Source organism: Streptomyces sp. NPDC048461, from assembly GCF_055587105.1.
The window spans coordinates 12,546-29,642 of record NZ_JBVJGW010000002.1; the positions used below are offsets into that span (position 1 = coordinate 12,546).

15 protein-coding genes are annotated in these 17,097 nt (G+C 67.0%); 7 read left to right on the plus strand and 8 right to left on the minus strand.

What is annotated here, in order from left to right:
- Positions 1-114: 114 nt before the first annotated feature.
- Positions 115-780 carry a potassium channel family protein gene (locus tag ACZ6S8_RS03095; RefSeq protein WP_267723709.1) on the minus strand — a complete coding sequence of 222 codons (666 nt, stop codon included), beginning with the start codon at positions 778-780 and terminating at the stop codon, positions 115-117.
- The gene (locus tag ACZ6S8_RS03100) at positions 777-1,445 is read right to left on the minus strand and encodes a potassium channel family protein (protein WP_267723707.1); all 669 of its coding nucleotides are present in this window, start codon (positions 1,443-1,445) and stop codon (positions 777-779) included. The genes ACZ6S8_RS03095 and ACZ6S8_RS03100 overlap by 4 nt, the downstream gene beginning before the upstream one ends.
- A gap of 207 nt (positions 1,446-1,652) precedes the next feature.
- On the opposite strand from ACZ6S8_RS03100, the gene ACZ6S8_RS03105 reads away from it, so the two are divergent.
- Positions 1,653-3,707, plus strand: coding sequence for an APC family permease (locus ACZ6S8_RS03105; RefSeq protein ID WP_469451932.1), 2,055 nt, complete (start codon positions 1,653-1,655; stop codon positions 3,705-3,707).
- Between the two features lie 144 nt (positions 3,708-3,851).
- Positions 3,852-5,183 carry a class I SAM-dependent RNA methyltransferase gene (locus ACZ6S8_RS03110; protein ID WP_469451933.1) on the plus strand — a complete coding sequence of 444 codons (1,332 nt, stop codon included), beginning with the start codon at positions 3,852-3,854 and terminating at the stop codon, positions 5,181-5,183.
- Positions 5,184-5,600: 417 nt separating this feature from the next.
- On the opposite strand, the gene ACZ6S8_RS03115 is transcribed toward ACZ6S8_RS03110, so the two are convergent.
- A complete protein-coding gene (locus ACZ6S8_RS03115) occupies positions 5,601-6,368 on the minus strand; it encodes a transposase (protein ID WP_469451934.1) in 768 nt (255 codons plus the stop codon).
- A 138-nt stretch (positions 6,369-6,506) separates the two neighbouring features.
- On the opposite strand from ACZ6S8_RS03115, the gene ACZ6S8_RS03120 reads away from it, so the two are divergent.
- The gene (locus ACZ6S8_RS03120) at positions 6,507-7,010 is read left to right on the plus strand and encodes a hypothetical protein (RefSeq protein ID WP_469451936.1); all 504 of its coding nucleotides are present in this window, start codon (positions 6,507-6,509) and stop codon (positions 7,008-7,010) included.
- Positions 7,011-7,165: 155 nt separating this feature from the next.
- The gene (locus ACZ6S8_RS03125; RefSeq protein ID WP_469451938.1) at positions 7,166-8,485 is read left to right on the plus strand and encodes a hypothetical protein; all 1,320 of its coding nucleotides are present in this window, start codon (positions 7,166-7,168) and stop codon (positions 8,483-8,485) included.
- 145 nt (positions 8,486-8,630) lie between these two features.
- Here ACZ6S8_RS03125 and ACZ6S8_RS03130 read toward each other — a convergent pair whose 3' ends face one another.
- The 5 genes from ACZ6S8_RS03130 to ACZ6S8_RS03150 form a co-directional block, all read right to left on the minus strand.
- Positions 8,631-9,482, minus strand: coding sequence for a hypothetical protein (locus ACZ6S8_RS03130; protein WP_469451939.1), 852 nt, complete (start codon positions 9,480-9,482; stop codon positions 8,631-8,633).
- Positions 9,483-9,608: 126 nt separating this feature from the next.
- Positions 9,609-10,733, minus strand: coding sequence for an AAA family ATPase (locus ACZ6S8_RS03135; RefSeq protein ID WP_469451941.1), 1,125 nt, complete (start codon positions 10,731-10,733; stop codon positions 9,609-9,611).
- Positions 10,726-11,907, minus strand: coding sequence for a DUF262 domain-containing protein (locus tag ACZ6S8_RS03140; protein ID WP_469451942.1), 1,182 nt, complete (start codon positions 11,905-11,907; stop codon positions 10,726-10,728). The genes ACZ6S8_RS03135 and ACZ6S8_RS03140 overlap by 8 nt, the downstream gene beginning before the upstream one ends.
- 93 nt (positions 11,908-12,000) lie before the next feature.
- Positions 12,001-12,192, minus strand: a complete 192-nt coding sequence (locus ACZ6S8_RS03145) for a DUF397 domain-containing protein (RefSeq protein ID WP_469451944.1) — start codon at positions 12,190-12,192, stop codon at positions 12,001-12,003.
- The gene (locus ACZ6S8_RS03150; protein WP_469451945.1) at positions 12,189-13,034 is read right to left on the minus strand and encodes a helix-turn-helix domain-containing protein; all 846 of its coding nucleotides are present in this window, start codon (positions 13,032-13,034) and stop codon (positions 12,189-12,191) included. The genes ACZ6S8_RS03145 and ACZ6S8_RS03150 overlap by 4 nt, the downstream gene beginning before the upstream one ends.
- A 153-nt stretch (positions 13,035-13,187) precedes the next feature.
- Here ACZ6S8_RS03150 and ACZ6S8_RS03155 point away from each other — a divergent pair, with 153 nt between their 5' ends.
- From ACZ6S8_RS03155 to ACZ6S8_RS03165, 3 genes are all read left to right on the plus strand, one after another.
- A complete protein-coding gene (locus tag ACZ6S8_RS03155) occupies positions 13,188-13,646 on the plus strand; it encodes an ATP-binding protein (protein WP_469451947.1) in 459 nt (152 codons plus the stop codon).
- 123 nt (positions 13,647-13,769) lie between these two features.
- Positions 13,770-15,818 carry a type I restriction-modification system subunit M gene (locus tag ACZ6S8_RS03160; RefSeq protein ID WP_469451948.1) on the plus strand — a complete coding sequence of 683 codons (2,049 nt, stop codon included), beginning with the start codon at positions 13,770-13,772 and terminating at the stop codon, positions 15,816-15,818.
- A gap of 80 nt (positions 15,819-15,898) precedes the next feature.
- On the plus strand, positions 15,899-17,074 hold the full coding sequence (locus ACZ6S8_RS03165; protein ID WP_469451950.1) for a restriction endonuclease subunit S: 1,176 nt from the start codon (positions 15,899-15,901) through the stop codon (positions 17,072-17,074).
- The last annotated feature ends 23 nt before the right edge of the window (positions 17,075-17,097 follow it).

A 17,097-nucleotide genomic window follows, 5' to 3' on the forward strand; every position in this document is an offset into this window, starting at 1 on the left:
CGCGCCCCCGCCCCCCCCCCCCCCCGCCCGCCCCCCCGCCCCCCCCCCGCGGGGGGGGGCCCCCCCCCCGCGCCCCCCCCCCCCCCCGCGGGCCCCCCCCCCGGGGCGGGGGTCCTACGGGCGGCGGGCCTGGAGGAGGACCTCCAGCTGCTCCTCCCGGGCCTGGGCGGCCACGAAGAGCAGCTCGTCACCGGGCTCCAGGGTCTCCTCCCCGTGCGGGGTGAGGACCCGGTTGCCCCGGATGATCGTGACCAGCGAGGTGTCCTCGGGCCAGCTGATCTCGCTGATCTGGGTGCCGGCGACCGACGAGTCCGGCGGCAGGGTCAGCTCGACGAGGTTGGCGTCACCGTGGCTGAAGCGCAGCAGCCGTACGAGGTCGCCGACGCTGACGGCCTCCTCGACGAGCGCCGACATCAGGCGCGGCGTGGAGACGGCGACGTCGACGCCCCAGGACTCGTTGAAGAGCCACTCGTTCTTCGGGTTGTTGACGCGGGCCACCACGCGGGGGACCCCGTACTCGGTCTTGGCGAGCAGCGAGACGACGAGGTTGACCTTGTCGTCTCCGGTCGCCGCGATGACCACGTTGCAGCGCTGGAGCGCCGCCTCGTCCAGCGAGGTGATCTCGCAGGCGTCGGCCAGCAGCCACTCGGCCTGCGGGACCCGCTCCACCGAGATGGCGGTCGGGGCCTTGTCGACGAGGAGCACCTCGTGGCCGTTCTCCAGCAGTTCGGCCGCGATGGACCGGCCCACCGCACCGGCTCCGGCGATCGCGACCCTCATGCGTGTGCCTCCTCAGGCCCCTCGGCGAAGGCCGCCTCGACCTTGTCGATCTCGTCCGTGCGCATCATCACGTGGACGAGGTCGCCTTCCTGGAGCACCGTCGCGGACGTCGGCAGCACGGCCTCGCCCAAGCGGGTGAGGAACGCGACGCGCACGCCGGTCTCCTCCTGCAGCTTGCTCACCTTGTGGCCGATCCAGGCCGTGGAGGTGTGCACCTCCGCGAGCTGTACGCCGCCGCTCGGGTCGCGCCACAGCGGCTCGGCGCCCGACGGCAGCAGCCGGCGCAGCATCTGGTCGGCGGTCCACCGCACGGTCGCGACGGTGGGGATGCCGAGGCGCTGGTAGACCTCGGCGCGCTTGGGGTCGTAGATGCGGGCGGCGACGTTCTCGACTCCGAACATCTCCCGGGCCACGCGGGCCGCGATGATGTTGGAATTGTCACCGCTGGAGACGGCCGCGAAAGCGCCCGCGTCCTCGATCCCGGCCTCCCGCAGGGTGTCCTGGTCGAAGCCGACACCGGTGACGCGGCGGCCGCCGAATCCGGCTCCCAGCCGGCGGAATGCGGTGGGGTCCTGGTCGACGACCGCGACCGTATGCCCCTGCTGTTCCAGGGTCTGCGCGAGGGCGGAGCCCACTCTTCCGCAGCCCATGATGACGATGTGCACGGCCGTCCTTCCGGCTGTCAGCGCTCGCTGGTTCCCAGCCTCATTGCATGCTCTGGCATAACAGGGTCTCAGACCATGGCCCAAGCTACACACGGGCGGTCACGAGCGGGGCTTCTTGCGGCGCAGTCGGGGAGGAATTGCGGTGGGATCGCGATATGGGGGGTGGGGGGTTCGTCAGGCCGATTTCGAACGCTTACGATCCTCTCCGTGTCCAAACTGACCGACGTGCCCAAACGGATCCTGATCGGCCGGGCGCTCCGCAGCGACCGGCTCGGGGAAACCCTCCTTCCCAAGCGGGTCGCCCTTCCCGTCTTCGCCTCCGACCCGCTCTCCTCCGTGGCCTACGCCCCGGGCGAGGTGCTGCTGGTCCTGTCGATCGCGGGCGTGTCGGCGTACCACTTCAGCCCCTGGATCGCCCTCGCGGTGGTCGTCCTGATGTTCACCGTCGTGGCCTCCTACCGGCAGAACGTCCATGCCTACCCGAGCGGCGGCGGCGACTACGAGGTGGCCAACACCAACCTCGGACCCAAGGCCGGCCTCACCGTGGCGAGCGCCCTGCTCGTGGACTACGTCCTGACGGTCGCGGTCTCGATCTCCGCCGGCGTGGAGAACCTCGGCTCGGCGGTCGATTTCGTCATCGAGCACAAGGTGCTCTCGGCGACGATCATGATCGTGCTCCTCACGCTGATGAATCTGCGCGGCGTGAAGGAGTCCGGGAAGCTCTTCGCCATCCCGACGTACATCTTCGTCGGCGCCGTTTTCATCATGATCGCCTGGGGCGCTTTCCAGGGCATCGTCCTCGACGAGACGATGCGGGCACCCACCGCGGATCTGGAGATCAAACCCGAACACGAGGGACTGGCCGGCTTCGCGCTGGTCTTCCTGCTGTTGCGGGCCTTTTCCTCCGGCTGCGCCGCACTGACCGGCGTCGAGGCCATCAGCAACGGCGTCCCCGCCTTCCGCAAGCCCAAGAGCAAGAACGCGGCCACGACGCTGGCCCTCATGGGCGGCCTGGCCGTCACCATGTTCTGCGGGATCATCGGCCTGGCCATGGCCACCGACGTGAAGATGGCGGAGAACCCGGCCGTCGACCTGATCGACAACGGCGTCCCGGTCGGCCCCGAGTACGTCCAGCACCCGGTGATCTCCCAGGTGGCCGAGGCCGTGTTCGGCAACGGCAGCTTCCTCTTCCTCCTGCTCGCCGCCGCCACCGCGCTGGTCCTCTTCCTGGCCGCCAACACCGCGTACAACGGGTTCCCGCTGCTCGGCTCGATCCTCGCCCAGGACCGCTACCTGCCGCGCCAGCTGCACACCCGCGGCGACCGGCTGGCCTTCTCCAACGGCATCGTGCTCCTCGCCGGCGCCGCGATCCTGCTCGTGTGGGTCTATGACGCGGACTCCACCAAGCTGATCCAGCTCTACATCGTGGGCGTCTTCGTCTCCTTCACGCTGAGCCAGATCGGCATGGTCCGGCACTGGAACCGTCACCTGAAGTCGGAGCGCGACCCGGCCGCCCGCCGCCGGATGCACCGCTCCCGCGCCATCAACACCTTCGGCGCCTTCTTCACCGGCATGGTCCTGGTCGTCGTCCTCGCGACGAAGTTCACCCACGGAGCCTGGGTCGCCCTGCTCGGCATGGTCATCTTCTACGGCACCATGAGCGCGATCCGGAAGCACTACGACCGCGTCTCCGCGGAGATCGCCGCCGCCGAGGGGCCGAGCGACGACAGCGTGCGGCCCTCGCGGGTCCACTCCATCGTCCTGGTCTCCAAGGTCCACAAGCCCACGCTGCGCGCCCTGGCCTTCGCCAAGCTGACCCGCTCGGACACCCTGGAGGCGCTCAGCATCAGCGTCGACCCGGTCGAGACCAAGGCGCTGCGCACCGAGTGGGACCGGCGCGGGATCAACGTCCCGCTCAAGATCCTCGACTCTCCGTACCGGGAGATCACCCGGCCGGTCGTCGAGTACGTCAAGGGCCTGCGCAGCGAGAACCCGCGCGACGCCGTCAGCGTCTACATCCCCGAGTACGTCGTCGGCCGCTGGTACGAGCACCTGCTGCACAACCAGAGCGCGCTGCGCCTCAAGGGACGGCTGCTCTTCACCCCCGGCGTCATGGTCACCTCGGTGCCCTACCAGCTGGAGTCCTCCGAGCTGGCCAAGCGGCGGGCCAAGAAGCGCCAGGACTGGAACGCCCCGGGCGCGGTGCGACGGGGACCCGTCGACACCCCGCGCCCGCCGAAGGCGAAGACACCGCCGAAGTAGGCGGGGGCGGTCCGGGCCCGGGGCCTGGGGTCTGGGCCGGGGCCGGAGGTCGGTACGGGTTGGCGAACGGCCGGGCGGGATCCACGTAAACTGGTGGGTCGGTCGTCCCGGCCGTTCCCTTTCATTTTTTGGAGTCTCCCCACCATGACCGAGCAGAACGAGAAGCAGTCACTGGTCGGGGAGGAGTACGAGGTCGAGGTCGGTCCCGTCGCGCACGGCGGCCACTGCATCGCCCGCACCGCCGAGGGCCGGGTCCTGTTCGTCCGCCACACCCTGCCCGGCGAGAAGGTCGTCGCCAAGGTCACCGAGGGCGACGCCGACTCCCGCTTCCTGCGCGCCGACGCGATCACCATCCTGGACCCCTCCAAGGACCGCACCCCCGCCCCCTGCCCGTACGCCGGCCCCGGCAAGTGCGGCGGCTGCGACTGGCAGCACGCCAAGCCCGGCGCCCAGCGGCGGCTCAAGGGCGAGGTCGTCGCCGAGCAGCTGCTGCGCCTCGCCGGACTCACCCCGGAGCAGGCCGGCTGGGACGGCACGGTCATGCCGGCCGAGGGCGACAAGCTGCCGGCGGGCGAGGTCCCGCAGTGGCGCACCCGGGTGCAGTTCGCGATCGACGAGGACGGCAACGCGGGCCTGCGCAAGCACCGCTCGCACGACATCGAGCTCGTCGACCACTGCATGATCGCCGCTCCCGGCGTCAGCGAGCTGGGCGTCGAGAAGCAGGACTGGCCGCAGATGGCCACGGTCGAGGCGATCGCGGCGACCGGCTCCCAGGACCGCCAGGTCGTCCTGACCCCCCGCCCCGGCGGCCGCCTCCCGCTCGTGGAGCTGGACAAGCCGGTCTCGGTCCTGCGCGTGGAGGAGAAGGACGGCGGGGTCCACCGGGTCCACGGCCGCCCCTTCGTGCGCGAGCGCGCGGACGGCCGTACGTACCGCGTGGGCATGGGCGGCTTCTGGCAGGTCCACCCCCAGGCCGCCGACACCCTGATCAAGGCCGTCATGCAGGGCCTGATGCCGCGCAAGGGCGAGATGGCCCTCGACCTGTACTGCGGCGTCGGCATCTTCGCGGGAGCCCTGGCGGAGCGCCTCGGCGAGACGGGCGCCGTCCTCGGCATCGAGTCGACGAAGCGCGCGGTGGAGGACGCCCGGCACAACCTGGAGGACTTCCCCCGGGTCCGCATCGAGCAGGGCAAGGTCGAGCAGATCCTCCCGAAGACCGGGATCACGGAGTGCGACCTGGTCGTCCTGGACCCGCCCCGCGCGGGCGCCGGCAAGCAGACGGTCCGCCACATCGCGGGCCTCTCGGCCCGCCGCATCGCGTACGTGGCCTGCGACCCGGCGGCCCTGGCGCGCGACCTCGGCTACTTCAAGGACAACGGCTACCGCCTCCGCACCCTCCGCGTCTTCGACCTCTTCCCGATGACGCACCACGTGGAGTGCGTGGCGATCCTGGAGCCGGTCCGCGAGGACGTCTGACCTGCAGGTTCTCGGTTTGGTGGTTCGCTTGACCTGTTTCCGGACGGACAACAGGTCAAGCGAATACGGTCGCAGTCGCGGCTGCCACGAGCTGCTTGACCTGCGGCTTTGGGTGACCAGGGCCAGAGGTTCGGCGGTAGCACCACAGGATCACTCGGAATCTTGACGCTCGAATGACGCTCGCCTGTGAATCTCCTGAGGGGTCGTCAGCGAGGAATGGGCGACTCTTGGGCGTGCTGTGTGGCGGTTCGAGGGGCGGCCTATGCGGGCGGTCGCGATCGAAGCCGGACCGCCCAGAACGCGGCCCCACGCTTCCTGCGCGAGCTGCAGCAATGCGCACAGCTTCTCGGCTAAGGGCTGTCCCGCAAATGCTCTCCGGGTCGCCTCGGGCGTGGCCAGCCGTCGTGCGCCGCTCGTCTATCCGGCGAGTGTGAGGTTGTGCAGGCGGGCGATGCCGAGCATGGCGCGGTGAACGCCGTCGCCCTTGAGACGGCAGTCGCGGAGGATCTTCCAGGTCTTCATCTGGGCGAAGACGTGCTCAACGCGGGCACGGACCTGCTTGTGGGACTTGTTGTGTTCCTGTTTCCAGTCGGGCAGCTCTTCGCCCTTGCGCCGGCGATGGGGCATGACGAGCCCGGTGCCGGGATAGCCGCCGTCGGCGATCGTCATCGTCCTGCCGACGGCGGCTTTGGCACCGGATTTCTCCCAGGCCTTGCAGTCGTTGCGGTTCCCAGCGAGCGGCCGGCCCACCACGACCACCAGGCAGGTGTCGGCGTCGATCACGATCTGGTGATTGGTCGAGTACCGATAGTTCTTGGACTGCTCCGCCACTGTGTGGTCCCGGGTGGGCACCAGGGTGCCGTCCACGATGAGCACAGTGTCCTTGCGGAACCGCTTGCGCGGCCGGAGCGCGAGCAGGGGGCCGAGGTGTCTAATGACGCGGTCGGCCGCGGACTTCGATACCCCGAAGGGCGGGGCAATCTGGCGCAGCGTCAAGTTCGTGCGCCAGTACGCCGTGACCAGCAGCACCCGGTCCTCCAGCGGCAGCCCCCACGGCCGACCGCGCCGCACCTCATCGGCCCCCTCGCGGCGCAGTGTGGTCACCAGCTTGCCGAAGCAGCGAGGGCTCAGCCCAGTGAACGGGGGTATCCAGGACGGGGCCGACGCCGTGATCACTCCAGTCACAGCAAGATCATGGCGCCAAGCCGAGGCCTTGTTGCACCACCCGGTCACAGGCCGCCTGGCCGGGGCTTCCCCCCCCATAGCTGCAGCATGCTTAAGGCACCGCCGCGGCCGGCAGGAGGATCTGATGAGGAGCAGGGCGTGGGAAGTCTGTTGAGGAAGGTCTCCGGGGTCCGCTGGGGAGAACTGCGCGATGCGACAGGGGCTGCCGCTGGCGGTATTCCCCCTCTGCTGTCGCGGATCGCATATGGGGATGAAGCCACGGCCCGCCTCGCCATCGACGACCTGGGCGATGCCATCTGCGCGCTGGGGTTCGTCGTCGGCGAGGCGACAGCTCCCACGGTCCCGTTCCTTCTCGAACTGGCAGGGTCCCCGCACGTGGCCTGCAAGGCCGAGTTGCTAGACCTGCTGGGAAGTATCTGCCAGACCGACCAGTGGCACTCCGCCGCTGCGGCGACCCAGGACCGCAAGCACGACGCGAGCTACCGGCAGCAAACCGGCTGGGAGGGAGCCGCAAGGACAGCCGTGCACGCAGGCCGGTCAGTCATCGAAGGTGTCGCCTCCTCCGTACGGCCAGAGGAGGCGACGCCTGCTCGGAAGTTGTTGCAGGTGATGGACGACACCCCGCCGTTCCCGGAGCTATGAGCGGTCATTGCGGGACAGCCCTTAGGTTCAGCCCGGAGCCGGATACATTCGGCTCTTCATAAGACCGCCAGGCCGACGCGTAGTTGGGCTGGCATCCTTGTGAGGGAGCCCCCCCAGTAAGGCGGGCTGGATCAAGCTAGACGTACCGTGAACCCATGGTGGCGATCCTGCGGTGCACTCCTGATGAAGAGAAGTTCCTTGCCGGCTTCCGGCGGCCGACACAGTTCAAGGCCGGCTGGGAGTCATTAGGGGAACGTGAAGCGTGGAAGAGTAGCCACGTCGTCCTGGTTGTGACCGGACAGGAGAGTCGTAGGCCGCTTGTTGAGTACATCGGGCACGCCAGGAGCGGCCGACGTGCGGGCACATTTGGTAAGACGATCGAGGTGACGCAGCTTCATCGCATCGAACCTCCCGTCCCCATTGAGACGTTGTCCGATCGAGTCCACCTTCGTCACAGACACGCCACTGGTGTGTCGGGAACGCTGTCGAAGCGTGCTGGGGAAGAGCTGCTGGATGCACTCACCACTTGTCGGGCCGATTTGGTCGGTGTCATCGCCCAGTTGCAGGAGCGGACAGGTGGCTTCCGGATTCTCAGCCGGGTGCGGGAGCTCTTTGTCGAGGAACGGGATGCCACAGGGCTGGCGCTTCAGCTGGGCGGATTCGACCGGAGCATCATCGGTGAGGCTCGGTTTCCGGATGAGAACGGGTCCAGAGTCCCGGTTCTAGCCACTCTTCCAGGTCACCCGGCGCACGAGGACCACCTTGTCTTTCACGACGCGCAACGGTTCTCGGACTGGGTCGGTAGCGATGCGGAGCACCTCGCGAAGCGTCTGTTCCAGAAGGGTGAGCAGAAGCTCTTCATCGCCAACGTCAACCGTCTGCCAGCTGAGGACACGCTGGGGATTGACCTGATCTACCACCATGTGAACCGGGACAGCTTCATCCTTGTTCAATACAAGAAGATGCAGCAGGTCGGCGCGGGCCGCAGCGAGTGGGGCTATCGGCCGGATACTGACCTGGATGATCAGCTGGAGCGCATGAGGCAGGTAGAAGAGGCATGCAGGCGGCTCGATCTGGATCCGCTGCTCGACTATCGCCTTGGGCCTCAGCCCTGTTGGATCAAATTCTGTAAAGCCGAGCAGATTGCACCCAGAGGGGACGCCCTGATCGGTGGCATGTACCTTGCTCGCGAGCACGTCGAGTGGCTTCGCCAACAACCCAACCTCGCCACCGGCCCGAGAGGGGGCGAACTGTTCGGTTATCACACGGTACCGCGCTACTTCGACAACACGACCTTCACCCAGCTCGTCCAAGACGGCTGGATCGGCACGCGCGGCAAGGCGAGCGAGATCATCCGGGACCAAATCGAAGCGAGCCTCAACGGTTCGCGTTCCCTTGTCTTCGCTGCCCTCATCGGCGACGACATGACACAAGCGGAACGGACCAGAGAGCGCAGAGGTGGCTCGCCGGGCTGAACCCGCGGTGATCCCACCAACCTCCGGTACTTAAACCGATAGGCATGGTTCGTCGCAGGTTTCATACCGCGAGAGGTCGTCGAGTGACACGGGTGCGGCCCACCTACATGCTTATGGGTGCGCCAGGGCAGCCGAAGACCATTCGCTAGCCTCCAAGCTTGCGTCCGATGTAGGCGATCTCCAACACCCCCTCTTCGGGCAGGAGCCGGAAGTGCAGGCGCCCAGGACCCGGAGTGAAGCGGCCGTGCCAGTCGTAGCAGTGTTCCTCCCCGCCCTCGTCGGTGAAGTGGCACAGGAGTTTGCGCTGCTCGTGTTCCGGCGTGATCTTCGCTCCCTGCCAGGCGGGCACTGCGGCTTCGGTCGGATCCCACCGAGCGGCTGACTCCTCCAGCCGCGCCAGCAGACCGCGCACCTGCACGAACGCCGGCAGTTGGAGAGCATCCAGATCCTGGCGGGCCCGGGGAAGGAATCGGAGCGAGGGAAAGAAGTCACCCCGCTCCTCCCACAACCGCGCCGCCGAGTCAACCGAGTCGAGCCCGGCAGACCGCCCCCACGGCTCGTGCGGCTTCAGGTCGACGGGACGGGATCCGTGACGCACGGACTCGGTCGCCTCGGCCATTACCAACTCACCGCGGTCATCCTCGACGAGCGTACGGACGGTGACCTCCAGCCACGGCCGGTGCCAGGCGGTGGACACCGGCAGGCTGACGCAGAGCCCGTCCATGAGATGGGCGGCGCCGATCCCCTCGACGCGTTCACCCGCGTACTCGTACTCCACCTCGCCGGGTGCCATGTCCTGGGGGAGGGCCTCGGCGAACGGGGCCCGGTTGCGCAGGGCTTTGATGTACTGCCGATGGTTGCGATGCCGGTTGTCTGCGGCCCACTGCTGGTAGTAGTAGCCCCGAGCCAGCTCGGACTGAGCCAGCGGGGTCCGGGTGACGAAAGCGATCTCGCGCCATGACCGGGCCTCCCGCAGGACGCTGATCAGACCGTCCATAGCCTCAGCCACCTCTGCCGGCGAGGCTTCGGACATGCAGGACCGCTCGTTGAGGAACAGCAGAAGTGGCACGCCCGCCCCCAGGTGTGATGATCGTGAATCGTGACAGTCCAGCCCCCGCGCCGCTCAGTCGAGCAGCTGGTCCAGGGAGTTCTCCCACTCGTCGAAGAACCCACGCGGCCATTCGGACAGCATGCCGTCCTCCCCCATCCGAGGACTGACCACTTCCCCGCTCTGCCCGCTGCGGCGGAAGAAGTGGACAGCTGTCGCGGATGCCGGGATGCGGTCGTTCTTGACGGAGATCCGCAGGCCGTTGAGGACGTGGTCGGAGTGCGTCTCCACGACCAGCTGCGCGCCGGCGGCGCAGGCGGCGGTCGCGAGGTAGGCCAGCGAGGTCTGCCCCTGGGGATGGAGATGAGCCTCCGGATTCTCCAGGAGGATGAGCGAGCCCGGCCGGGCGGTGAGGCAGGCGACGACGATCGGCAGCGCGTAGGTGAGGCCGAAGCCGACGTTGGTGGGCCGGTACCGGTTCGAGGCGTTCACGCCCGACCCGAAGCCGTAGCTGAGCCGCACGGTGTCCGTGCCGTCGATACCGATCGCCTGGAGATTGACTCCCGGGCAGAGTTGCTGCATCCACGCGTCGGTCTGCGCCAGCAGCGTTCCGGAGGCCGTTGAGGGGTGCCGCAGCGCGGTCTCTACGGGATCGTCCTGGTGGACGCGCAGATAGTTGGCCGTGTGTTCGCCCCGGGCGCCGAGGAACGCGCGCCGTACGACCGCGTGGTGCGAGCGCGGGTAGCTGATGTCGGGGACGATGCGGTCGGCCTTGAGGTACTGGAAGCCCGGGCCGAAGAGCTCAGGCAGCGCGTGGACCAGGTGTGTTCCTGCGGGCGGCGCCGCGACCAGCTTGAGCAGGTCGTCCTCCGGGCCGTACGCGGCCCGCCAGGTGAGGGGCGCGTCGGGGAGGCCGACCGGGAGGACGGTCAGTCCGATGTCGGGGTCGTCCTTCGGATACGCCTCGTGCCGTACGTCCTGTCCGGTGCCCAGCTGGACGAACTCGCCGTTGAGCAGCAGCCCCGACTCGCCGCCGTCCTCCAGGACACCCGCCTCGTACGACTGGCGCAGCAGTGCGAGGGCCTGGAGGACGGTGCTCTTGCCGGAGGAGTTCAGGCCGGTGAGCAGGGTGAAGGGCGCCAGTGTGAGGTCCTGGCGGCCGAACGCCTTGAAGTTGGTGATGCCGATGCGCTCAAGCACTCAGAACCTTCCGGAACATCTCGTCGAGCAGGCGGAAGCGGAGCTTGACCTTGTTGACGTCGCCCGTGCCGGCGGACACAGCATTGAAGAAATCGGGGTCCTCCATCAAGCCGAGGAATCCTTCCTCGACCTGGGCGCGGCGCGCAGAGAGCAGATCGATCTCGGGCGTGGTGTATCCGGAGAGGGTGACCGATTGCGCCTCGAAGAGAGCCTTGTTGACCGGGGAACGGCGGACTGTGCTGCGGAAGCGCTTACGGAAGGCATGCTCGCTGAATACGGCCGAACCGGCGTCCATCGCCTTCAGGAAACGCTCCCGCAAGGCGTCTCGTTCGTGAGAGTCCGCATCGTTGACCTGGTGCATGGCCTTGCGGAGGAAGTCGTCGAAGTCTCCGCTCGCATACGCGTCGGGCGGCGTGAGGGTGAACGCGAGGAAGCGAAGGCACATCTCCCGGTCGGACATGCGCTCCGGCGACACGCTCTCGCCGGTCGCCCTCCGGAACGCATCGGAGCGGGCGAGATCGGCGAGGAACGCGCGGGCGGGGCCGGGGATCAGAGCGTGCCGAAGCTCCTGGCGGGTGAGCGCGCGCCCCCCGGTGTTGATCCGGGCGAAAATATTGAACTTGACCTCCTCCGGGGTCCCCCGCCGGATGAGGAGGACGACGAGTTCGGTCTCCTCTATCCGGGTCTGGAGGCGGCCGGGCAGGTCGGTGAAGACATAGCCGTTGAACTCGGTCAGGTACTCCAGCCCTGTCAGTCGCAGCGGCTCGGCGTCGATGTCCTCGGGCGTGACGAAGCGGGCGATCGTGGAGAGCCGCTGGATTCCGTCCACGATGGCCCAGGTGTCGTCCTCGCCCTCGGCGGCGTAGAGGGTCGGCAGCGTGATGCGCAGGAGTAGCGACTCGATCAGTCGGCTCTGTGCCTTCAGGGTCCAGATACCGGCCCGGCGCTGAAAGTCGGGGGCGAGGTCGATCGTTCCCCGTCTGATGCGGTTGAGAAGGAGACCGACAGTGGGATTGCGGGTCTGGACCTCGATCAATTCGGGATCGAAGGGACTGTCGATCCGCTCGCCGATGTCCTCCCGCTCCACGTCCGTGCTGAAGCCCGTCTCGTCCAGCTCGACGGGAATCATGTCCTGGACGAGGCGGGCCTCGGGTGCGGTCGTACTGTCACTCATGGGTTCTCCGAACCGCCTCTCCGCTATCGGGCTCCGTCGTCCATGGAGGCATCGTATGCGGGGCGACCCGGTGCCGGGGCTGGTGGTGGCGTATTAGAGGCGGATGTCTCCAGCGTGGGTGGCGAAGGCCGCCCAGGCGCGGGGGGACACGTGCAGCGCGGCGATCCGGGTGTCCTTGGAGTCCCGGACGAGGACGGCCTCGGGGTGGAGGGCGACCTCGACGCAGTTGTCGCCGTCGCCGCCGCTGTAGCTGCTCTTGAACCAAGTAAGTTCAGTGGTGCTCATAGCGCTCCTCGCATCTGCTCCAGCAGGCTCGTTGTGGCCTGACGGCTCAGAGCCTGTGAGCGCATCTTGCCATAGCGCTGAAGCATGGAGCTGACCGCTTTCGGGTCAGTGATGAGAGTGCTGCTGCTGTGCCCTTCGACGTAACCGAGCCACGCATTGCCAGGTGTCTCAGCCAGATACATGGACCCCTCGAATCCCGAGTGGTCCTCCTGCCGCAGAGGCATGACGAGGATTTCCACGTTGCGGTGGCACCCTTGCTCCAGCAGGCAGTCCAACAACGCGCGCGTGACCTCGCTCCCGCCCAGTCGGCGTTCGAGCAAGGCCTGCTCGATCATGAAACAGAACTCGGTATTCGGCCTCTCCGCCAGGAGTCGCTGCCGAGCCAGCCGGGCGTTGACCTGAAGCTCGATCTGCTCCTCGGACAGCGGCGGGAGACGGCGCTCGAAGATGGCGCGGATGTACGGCTCCGGTTGCACCAGGCCGGGGATCGCCCGGCACTCGTATGCATACAGAGCCATGGCGTCCTCCTCCACCCCTGCCCACTGCCAGAAGCGGGACGCCAGCCCCGCCTTCTTCGTCAGACTCCGTGCCGCCGCCCCCAGCACCCGCCCGGCGATCGGACCGAGGGCTGTCTCCGCCCGCCCGACAAGGTCCTTCGGCGGGAAGCGCTTCCCCTGCTCGATCTTCGCGATGTAGTGCGCCGAATACTGGACTCGGGGACCGAACTCCTCCTGAGTTAGCCCGGCCTCGTCCCGCAGGGCCTTGAGCACCGCCCCGAAAGTCCTGAGACTGTCCGAAAGCTCCGGCTCGTGGTTGGCCCCGCCGTTGTGGTCCACGCTCATCGCAGTCCGCCCCTTCGCGCCCGTACGCTCCCACCCGACTTCACAGAGTTACGTACGGTGATCCACCCAGTCCAGAGCGTGAACCAGTACAGCAGGATCTGTACCAGTGGCGGACCTGTCCGATCTGGTGCGACGGCCGGAAATCTGGGCTCCATGACGCCACCCCACAGCTCGGCCACCGTCACCGTACGTACGTTTACCCAGCGGTTCTCGTCCACCCGGCGAGGTGCGCGACTCGCCCGCCTCCTGGCCGCCCAGCAGCTCGCCGACTGGGGCGTTCCATTCGGCTCCGCGACGCATGACTCCCTCACGCTCGTCGTCGCGGAACTCACGGCCAACGCCGTGATCCACGGCCGGGTTCCGGGCCGTGACTTCGAACTGCGCATCGCGCACCACGGCGCCCTCGTCAGGGTCGAGGTCTCCGAAACTCATCCGGCGCTGCCCGAGCGTGTCGCGCTCACGCCCGAGGGTGAGGGCGGACGTGGCCTGAACCTGGTCGCCGCGCTTGCAGAGCGGTGGGGGGTACGGGGCAGGGTGGGGCCGGGGAAGACCGTGTGGGCAGAGTGCGCACTGTCGCCCCAAGGCCGGGAGGGCGAGATCGCGAAGACGTGATCAGTTCTCTGGTAGGCGCCGTACGGCCTCTCGGGATTCCGTAGGCTTGACCAGCCCGTCCCGGCGTACCAGCGGGTGCGGCGCGGCGACCGCGCAGGACACGGAACCACGAAAAGGTAGCGAGTGAGCGACAAGAACCAGGAGCTGGCCGACTTCATCTGGTCGGTGGCGGACCTGCTCCGAGGCGACTACAAGCGCTCCGAGTACGGCAAGGTCATCCTGCCCATGACGGTGCTGCGCCGTATGGACTGTGTGATGTCGGACACGCGCGAGGACGTGTGGGCGCGGGAAGCGTCCTATGCGGGAGTCAACAAGGACGCCGTACTGCGGGTCGCCGCCGGCCGGAACTTCTACAACACCTCGAAGCAGACGTTCGCCACTATCGGCGCGGACTCGGACACGCAGAAGGTCGAGAAGAACCTCAAGGACTACATCGACGGCTTCTCCGCCGAGGCCACCGAGATCCTCGACAGCTACGCCTTCCATCTCCAGATCGAGCGACTGGCCAAGGCCGACCTGCTCTATCTCGTGGTCCAGAAGTTCCGCGACATCGACCTCAGCCTGAAGGTTGTGGACAACCACAACATGGGCTTCATCTTCGAGGAGCTGATCCGCAAGTTCGCGGACGCCTCGAACGAGACCGCGGGTGAACACTTCACCCCGCGCGAGGTCATCGAGCTGATGGTGGAGATGCTGATCGCACCCGACGACCACCGCCTCAAAGAAGGGGCTCCGGTGATCGACATCCTCGACCCCGCCTGCGGTACCGGCGGCATGCTGTCGGCGGCCGAGCACCACATCAAGGAGCACAGCCCCGGGGCCCGGGTCAACCTGTACGGGCAGGAACTCAACGCCGAGTCATACGCGATCTGCCGCTCCGACATGCTTCTCAAGGGGCAGGACGCCTCACTCATCCATTTCGGCAACTCCTTCACCCAGGACGGACACGAAGGTGAGGAGTTCAGCTACATGCTGGCCAACCCGCCCTTCGGCGTCGAGTGGAAGAAGGTGGAGAAGCAGATCAAGGAGGAGTACGAGGACCAGGGCCACGGCGGACGTTTCGGCGCCGGCCTGCCCCGGATCAACGATGGCTCGTTCCTCTTCCTCCAGCACATGATCGCCAAGATGAAGCAGCCGAAGATCGGTGAGAACGGGGAGGAGATCGGCGGCAGCCGGCTCGCCATCGTCTTCAACGGCTCACCGCTCTTCACGGGCGGGGCGGGGTCGGGAGAGTCCGAGATCCGCCGCTGGATCATCGAGAACGACTACCTGGAGGCGATCGTCGGCCTCCCGGACCAGCTGTTCTACAACACCGGCATCTCCACGTACTTCTGGATCGTCACCAACCGCAAGCCGAAGAACCTCAAGAACCGGATCATCCTGATCGACGCGCGGGACCAGTGGTCGAAGATGCTGAAGTCGCTGAGCAACAAGCGCAAGGAGATCGTCGAGGAGCAGCGGAAGGAGATCTACCGCTGGTACGGGGAGGCGCGGCGGCTGTCCCGTTCGGGGGACGGCTCCGAGCACTCAGTGCCGGACAAGGTCAAGATCATGGACGCGGATGACTTCGGCTACAAGCGGATCACCATTGACCGCCCGCTGAAGCTGCGCTTCGAGGTCACCGAGGACACGCTGGACGCGCTGCGCGTGTCGAAGGTGGCCGAAAGGGAGCTCGGGTCCGGTGGTGTGGAGAAGCTGACGGATGCACTGAAGCCGCTCATCGGGTCTAGGTGGGACAAGAAGGCGGAGGCGTGGGACGCCCTGCGCAAGACCCTGGCAGAGGGCGGAGTCCCGTGGCCGGGCGGCAAGCCGTTCGACAAGGCGATGCGCGACGCGGTCGGGGTCCCGGACCCCGAGGGCGAGGTCCAGTACGTGAAGAAGGGGCAGCCGGAGCATGATCCGGACTTGCGCGACTACGAGAACGTGCCGAGGCGGGGTGATATCGACGCGTACTTCGCACGCGAGGTGAAGCCGTACGTGGATGACGCGTGGATCACGGAATTCAAGGACCCGAAGACGAAGGAGACCGTGCGCTACCGGGTCGGCTACGAGATCCCGTTCACGCGGCACTTCTACGTGTACAAGCCGCCGCGGCCGCTCGCCGAGATCGACGCGGAACTGAAGAACCTTGAGGCGGATATCCAGAAGCTGCTTGGCGAGGTGGCGGGATGAGCCGGACGGTCACGGTCCGTGCTGTCGCGGAAGTGTCCCTAGGCCGACAGCGTTCGCCGCAGCACGACTCGGGACCGCACATGGTTCCGTACCTTCGGGCAGCGAACGTCAAGGACGGCTTCCTGGACCTCAGCGACGTAAAACAGATGAATTTCGCCCCGGCTGAGCGGCGGGTCTTCTCCCTGCGCCCTGGTGATGTACTTGTCACTGAGGGCAGCGGGAGCCTGGGATCTGTTGGGGCCTCGGCTGTCTGGCGCGGCGAGTTCGACGGCCCGGTCTGCTTCCAGAACACGCTGTTGCGGATGCGGCCTCGGGAAGGTGCGACCGACGGACGGTTCCTGGAGTGGTGGGCCCGATCGGCTTTCGGGAGTGGACTGTTCGCGTCAGTGGCCACGGGCGCGAACATTTACCACATCAGCGCGGAGCGGGTGCGGGCACTGCCGATCGAAGTGCCGTCAATGGAGGAACAGCGTCGCATCGCGGACTTCCTTGACGCCGAGACTGCGCGAATCGACGCGCTGCTTGAGGCGCGTGATCGTCAGAGGGATCTTCTCACTCTCCACGCGGCCAGTAGTCTAAATGACGTTACGGAGCGCCTTTCGCGCAAATATGGGACTGTGCGTCTCCGTCGTGTACTCATGTCCATGGAGCAGGGCTGGTCCCCGCAGTGTGAGGACCGCTATGTTGGCGATGGTGAATGGGGTGTAGTCAAAGCTGGATGCGTCAATTCGGGAAGATTTGACGCCATGCAGCATAAGGCGCTCCCTCCTAATGTGGAACCTCGTAAAGAGTACAAGCTCCGGAACGGGGACCTTCTCATGTCGCGGGCGAGTGGCTCACCTGAACTTATCGGCAGCATCGGAATAGTTGAGGAGCTTGATCATCAACTCCTCCTCTGTGACAAGGTGTACAGATTGCATGTTGATCGGACCCGTGCACTCGCCCCCTTTATCGCCCGCGCTCTTCGCTGTCACTCTGTTCGTGAACACATCAAGCTCGGGATTTCAGGCGCCGAGGGCATGGCAAACAATTTGCCAACGGCCGTCGTCATGGGGTGTCCCATCCCGGACGCTCCCCTTGCAGCGCAGAAAGACGTGGTGGCCGAACGTGAACAGGAGGAGGGGACGGTCAAGGGAATGCGAGCGTCGATCGGGCGCGCGAGCTCCCTTCTTGCCGAGCGGCGCCGAGCCCTCATCACTGCCGCCGTCACCGGACAGCTCGACGTGACCACCGCCGGCCGAGCAGCAGCCGTATGACCCCGGCAGCCGCCGCCCACCAC

Coding starts and splice junctions, on each gene's coding strand:
- ACZ6S8_RS03125 (WP_469451938.1), top strand. CDS start 7,166: ATGGTGGCGATCCTGCGGTGCACTCCTGATGAAGAGAAGTTCCTTGCC.
- ACZ6S8_RS03165 (WP_469451950.1), top strand. CDS start 15,899: ATGGTTCCGTACCTTCGGGCAGCGAACGTCAAGGACGGCTTCCTGGAC.
- ACZ6S8_RS03110 (WP_469451933.1), top strand. CDS start 3,852: ATGACCGAGCAGAACGAGAAGCAGTCACTGGTCGGGGAGGAGTACGAG.
- ACZ6S8_RS03155 (WP_469451947.1), top strand. CDS start 13,188: ATGACGCCACCCCACAGCTCGGCCACCGTCACCGTACGTACGTTTACC.
- ACZ6S8_RS03095 (WP_267723709.1), bottom strand. CDS start 780: ATGAGGGTCGCGATCGCCGGAGCCGGTGCGGTGGGCCGGTCCATCGCG.
- ACZ6S8_RS03150 (WP_469451945.1), bottom strand. CDS start 13,034: ATGAGCGTGGACCACAACGGCGGGGCCAACCACGAGCCGGAGCTTTCG.
- ACZ6S8_RS03140 (WP_469451942.1), bottom strand. CDS start 11,907: ATGAGTGACAGTACGACCGCACCCGAGGCCCGCCTCGTCCAGGACATG.
- ACZ6S8_RS03145 (WP_469451944.1), bottom strand. CDS start 12,192: ATGAGCACCACTGAACTTACTTGGTTCAAGAGCAGCTACAGCGGCGGC.
- ACZ6S8_RS03130 (WP_469451939.1), bottom strand. CDS start 9,482: ATGGACGGTCTGATCAGCGTCCTGCGGGAGGCCCGGTCATGGCGCGAG.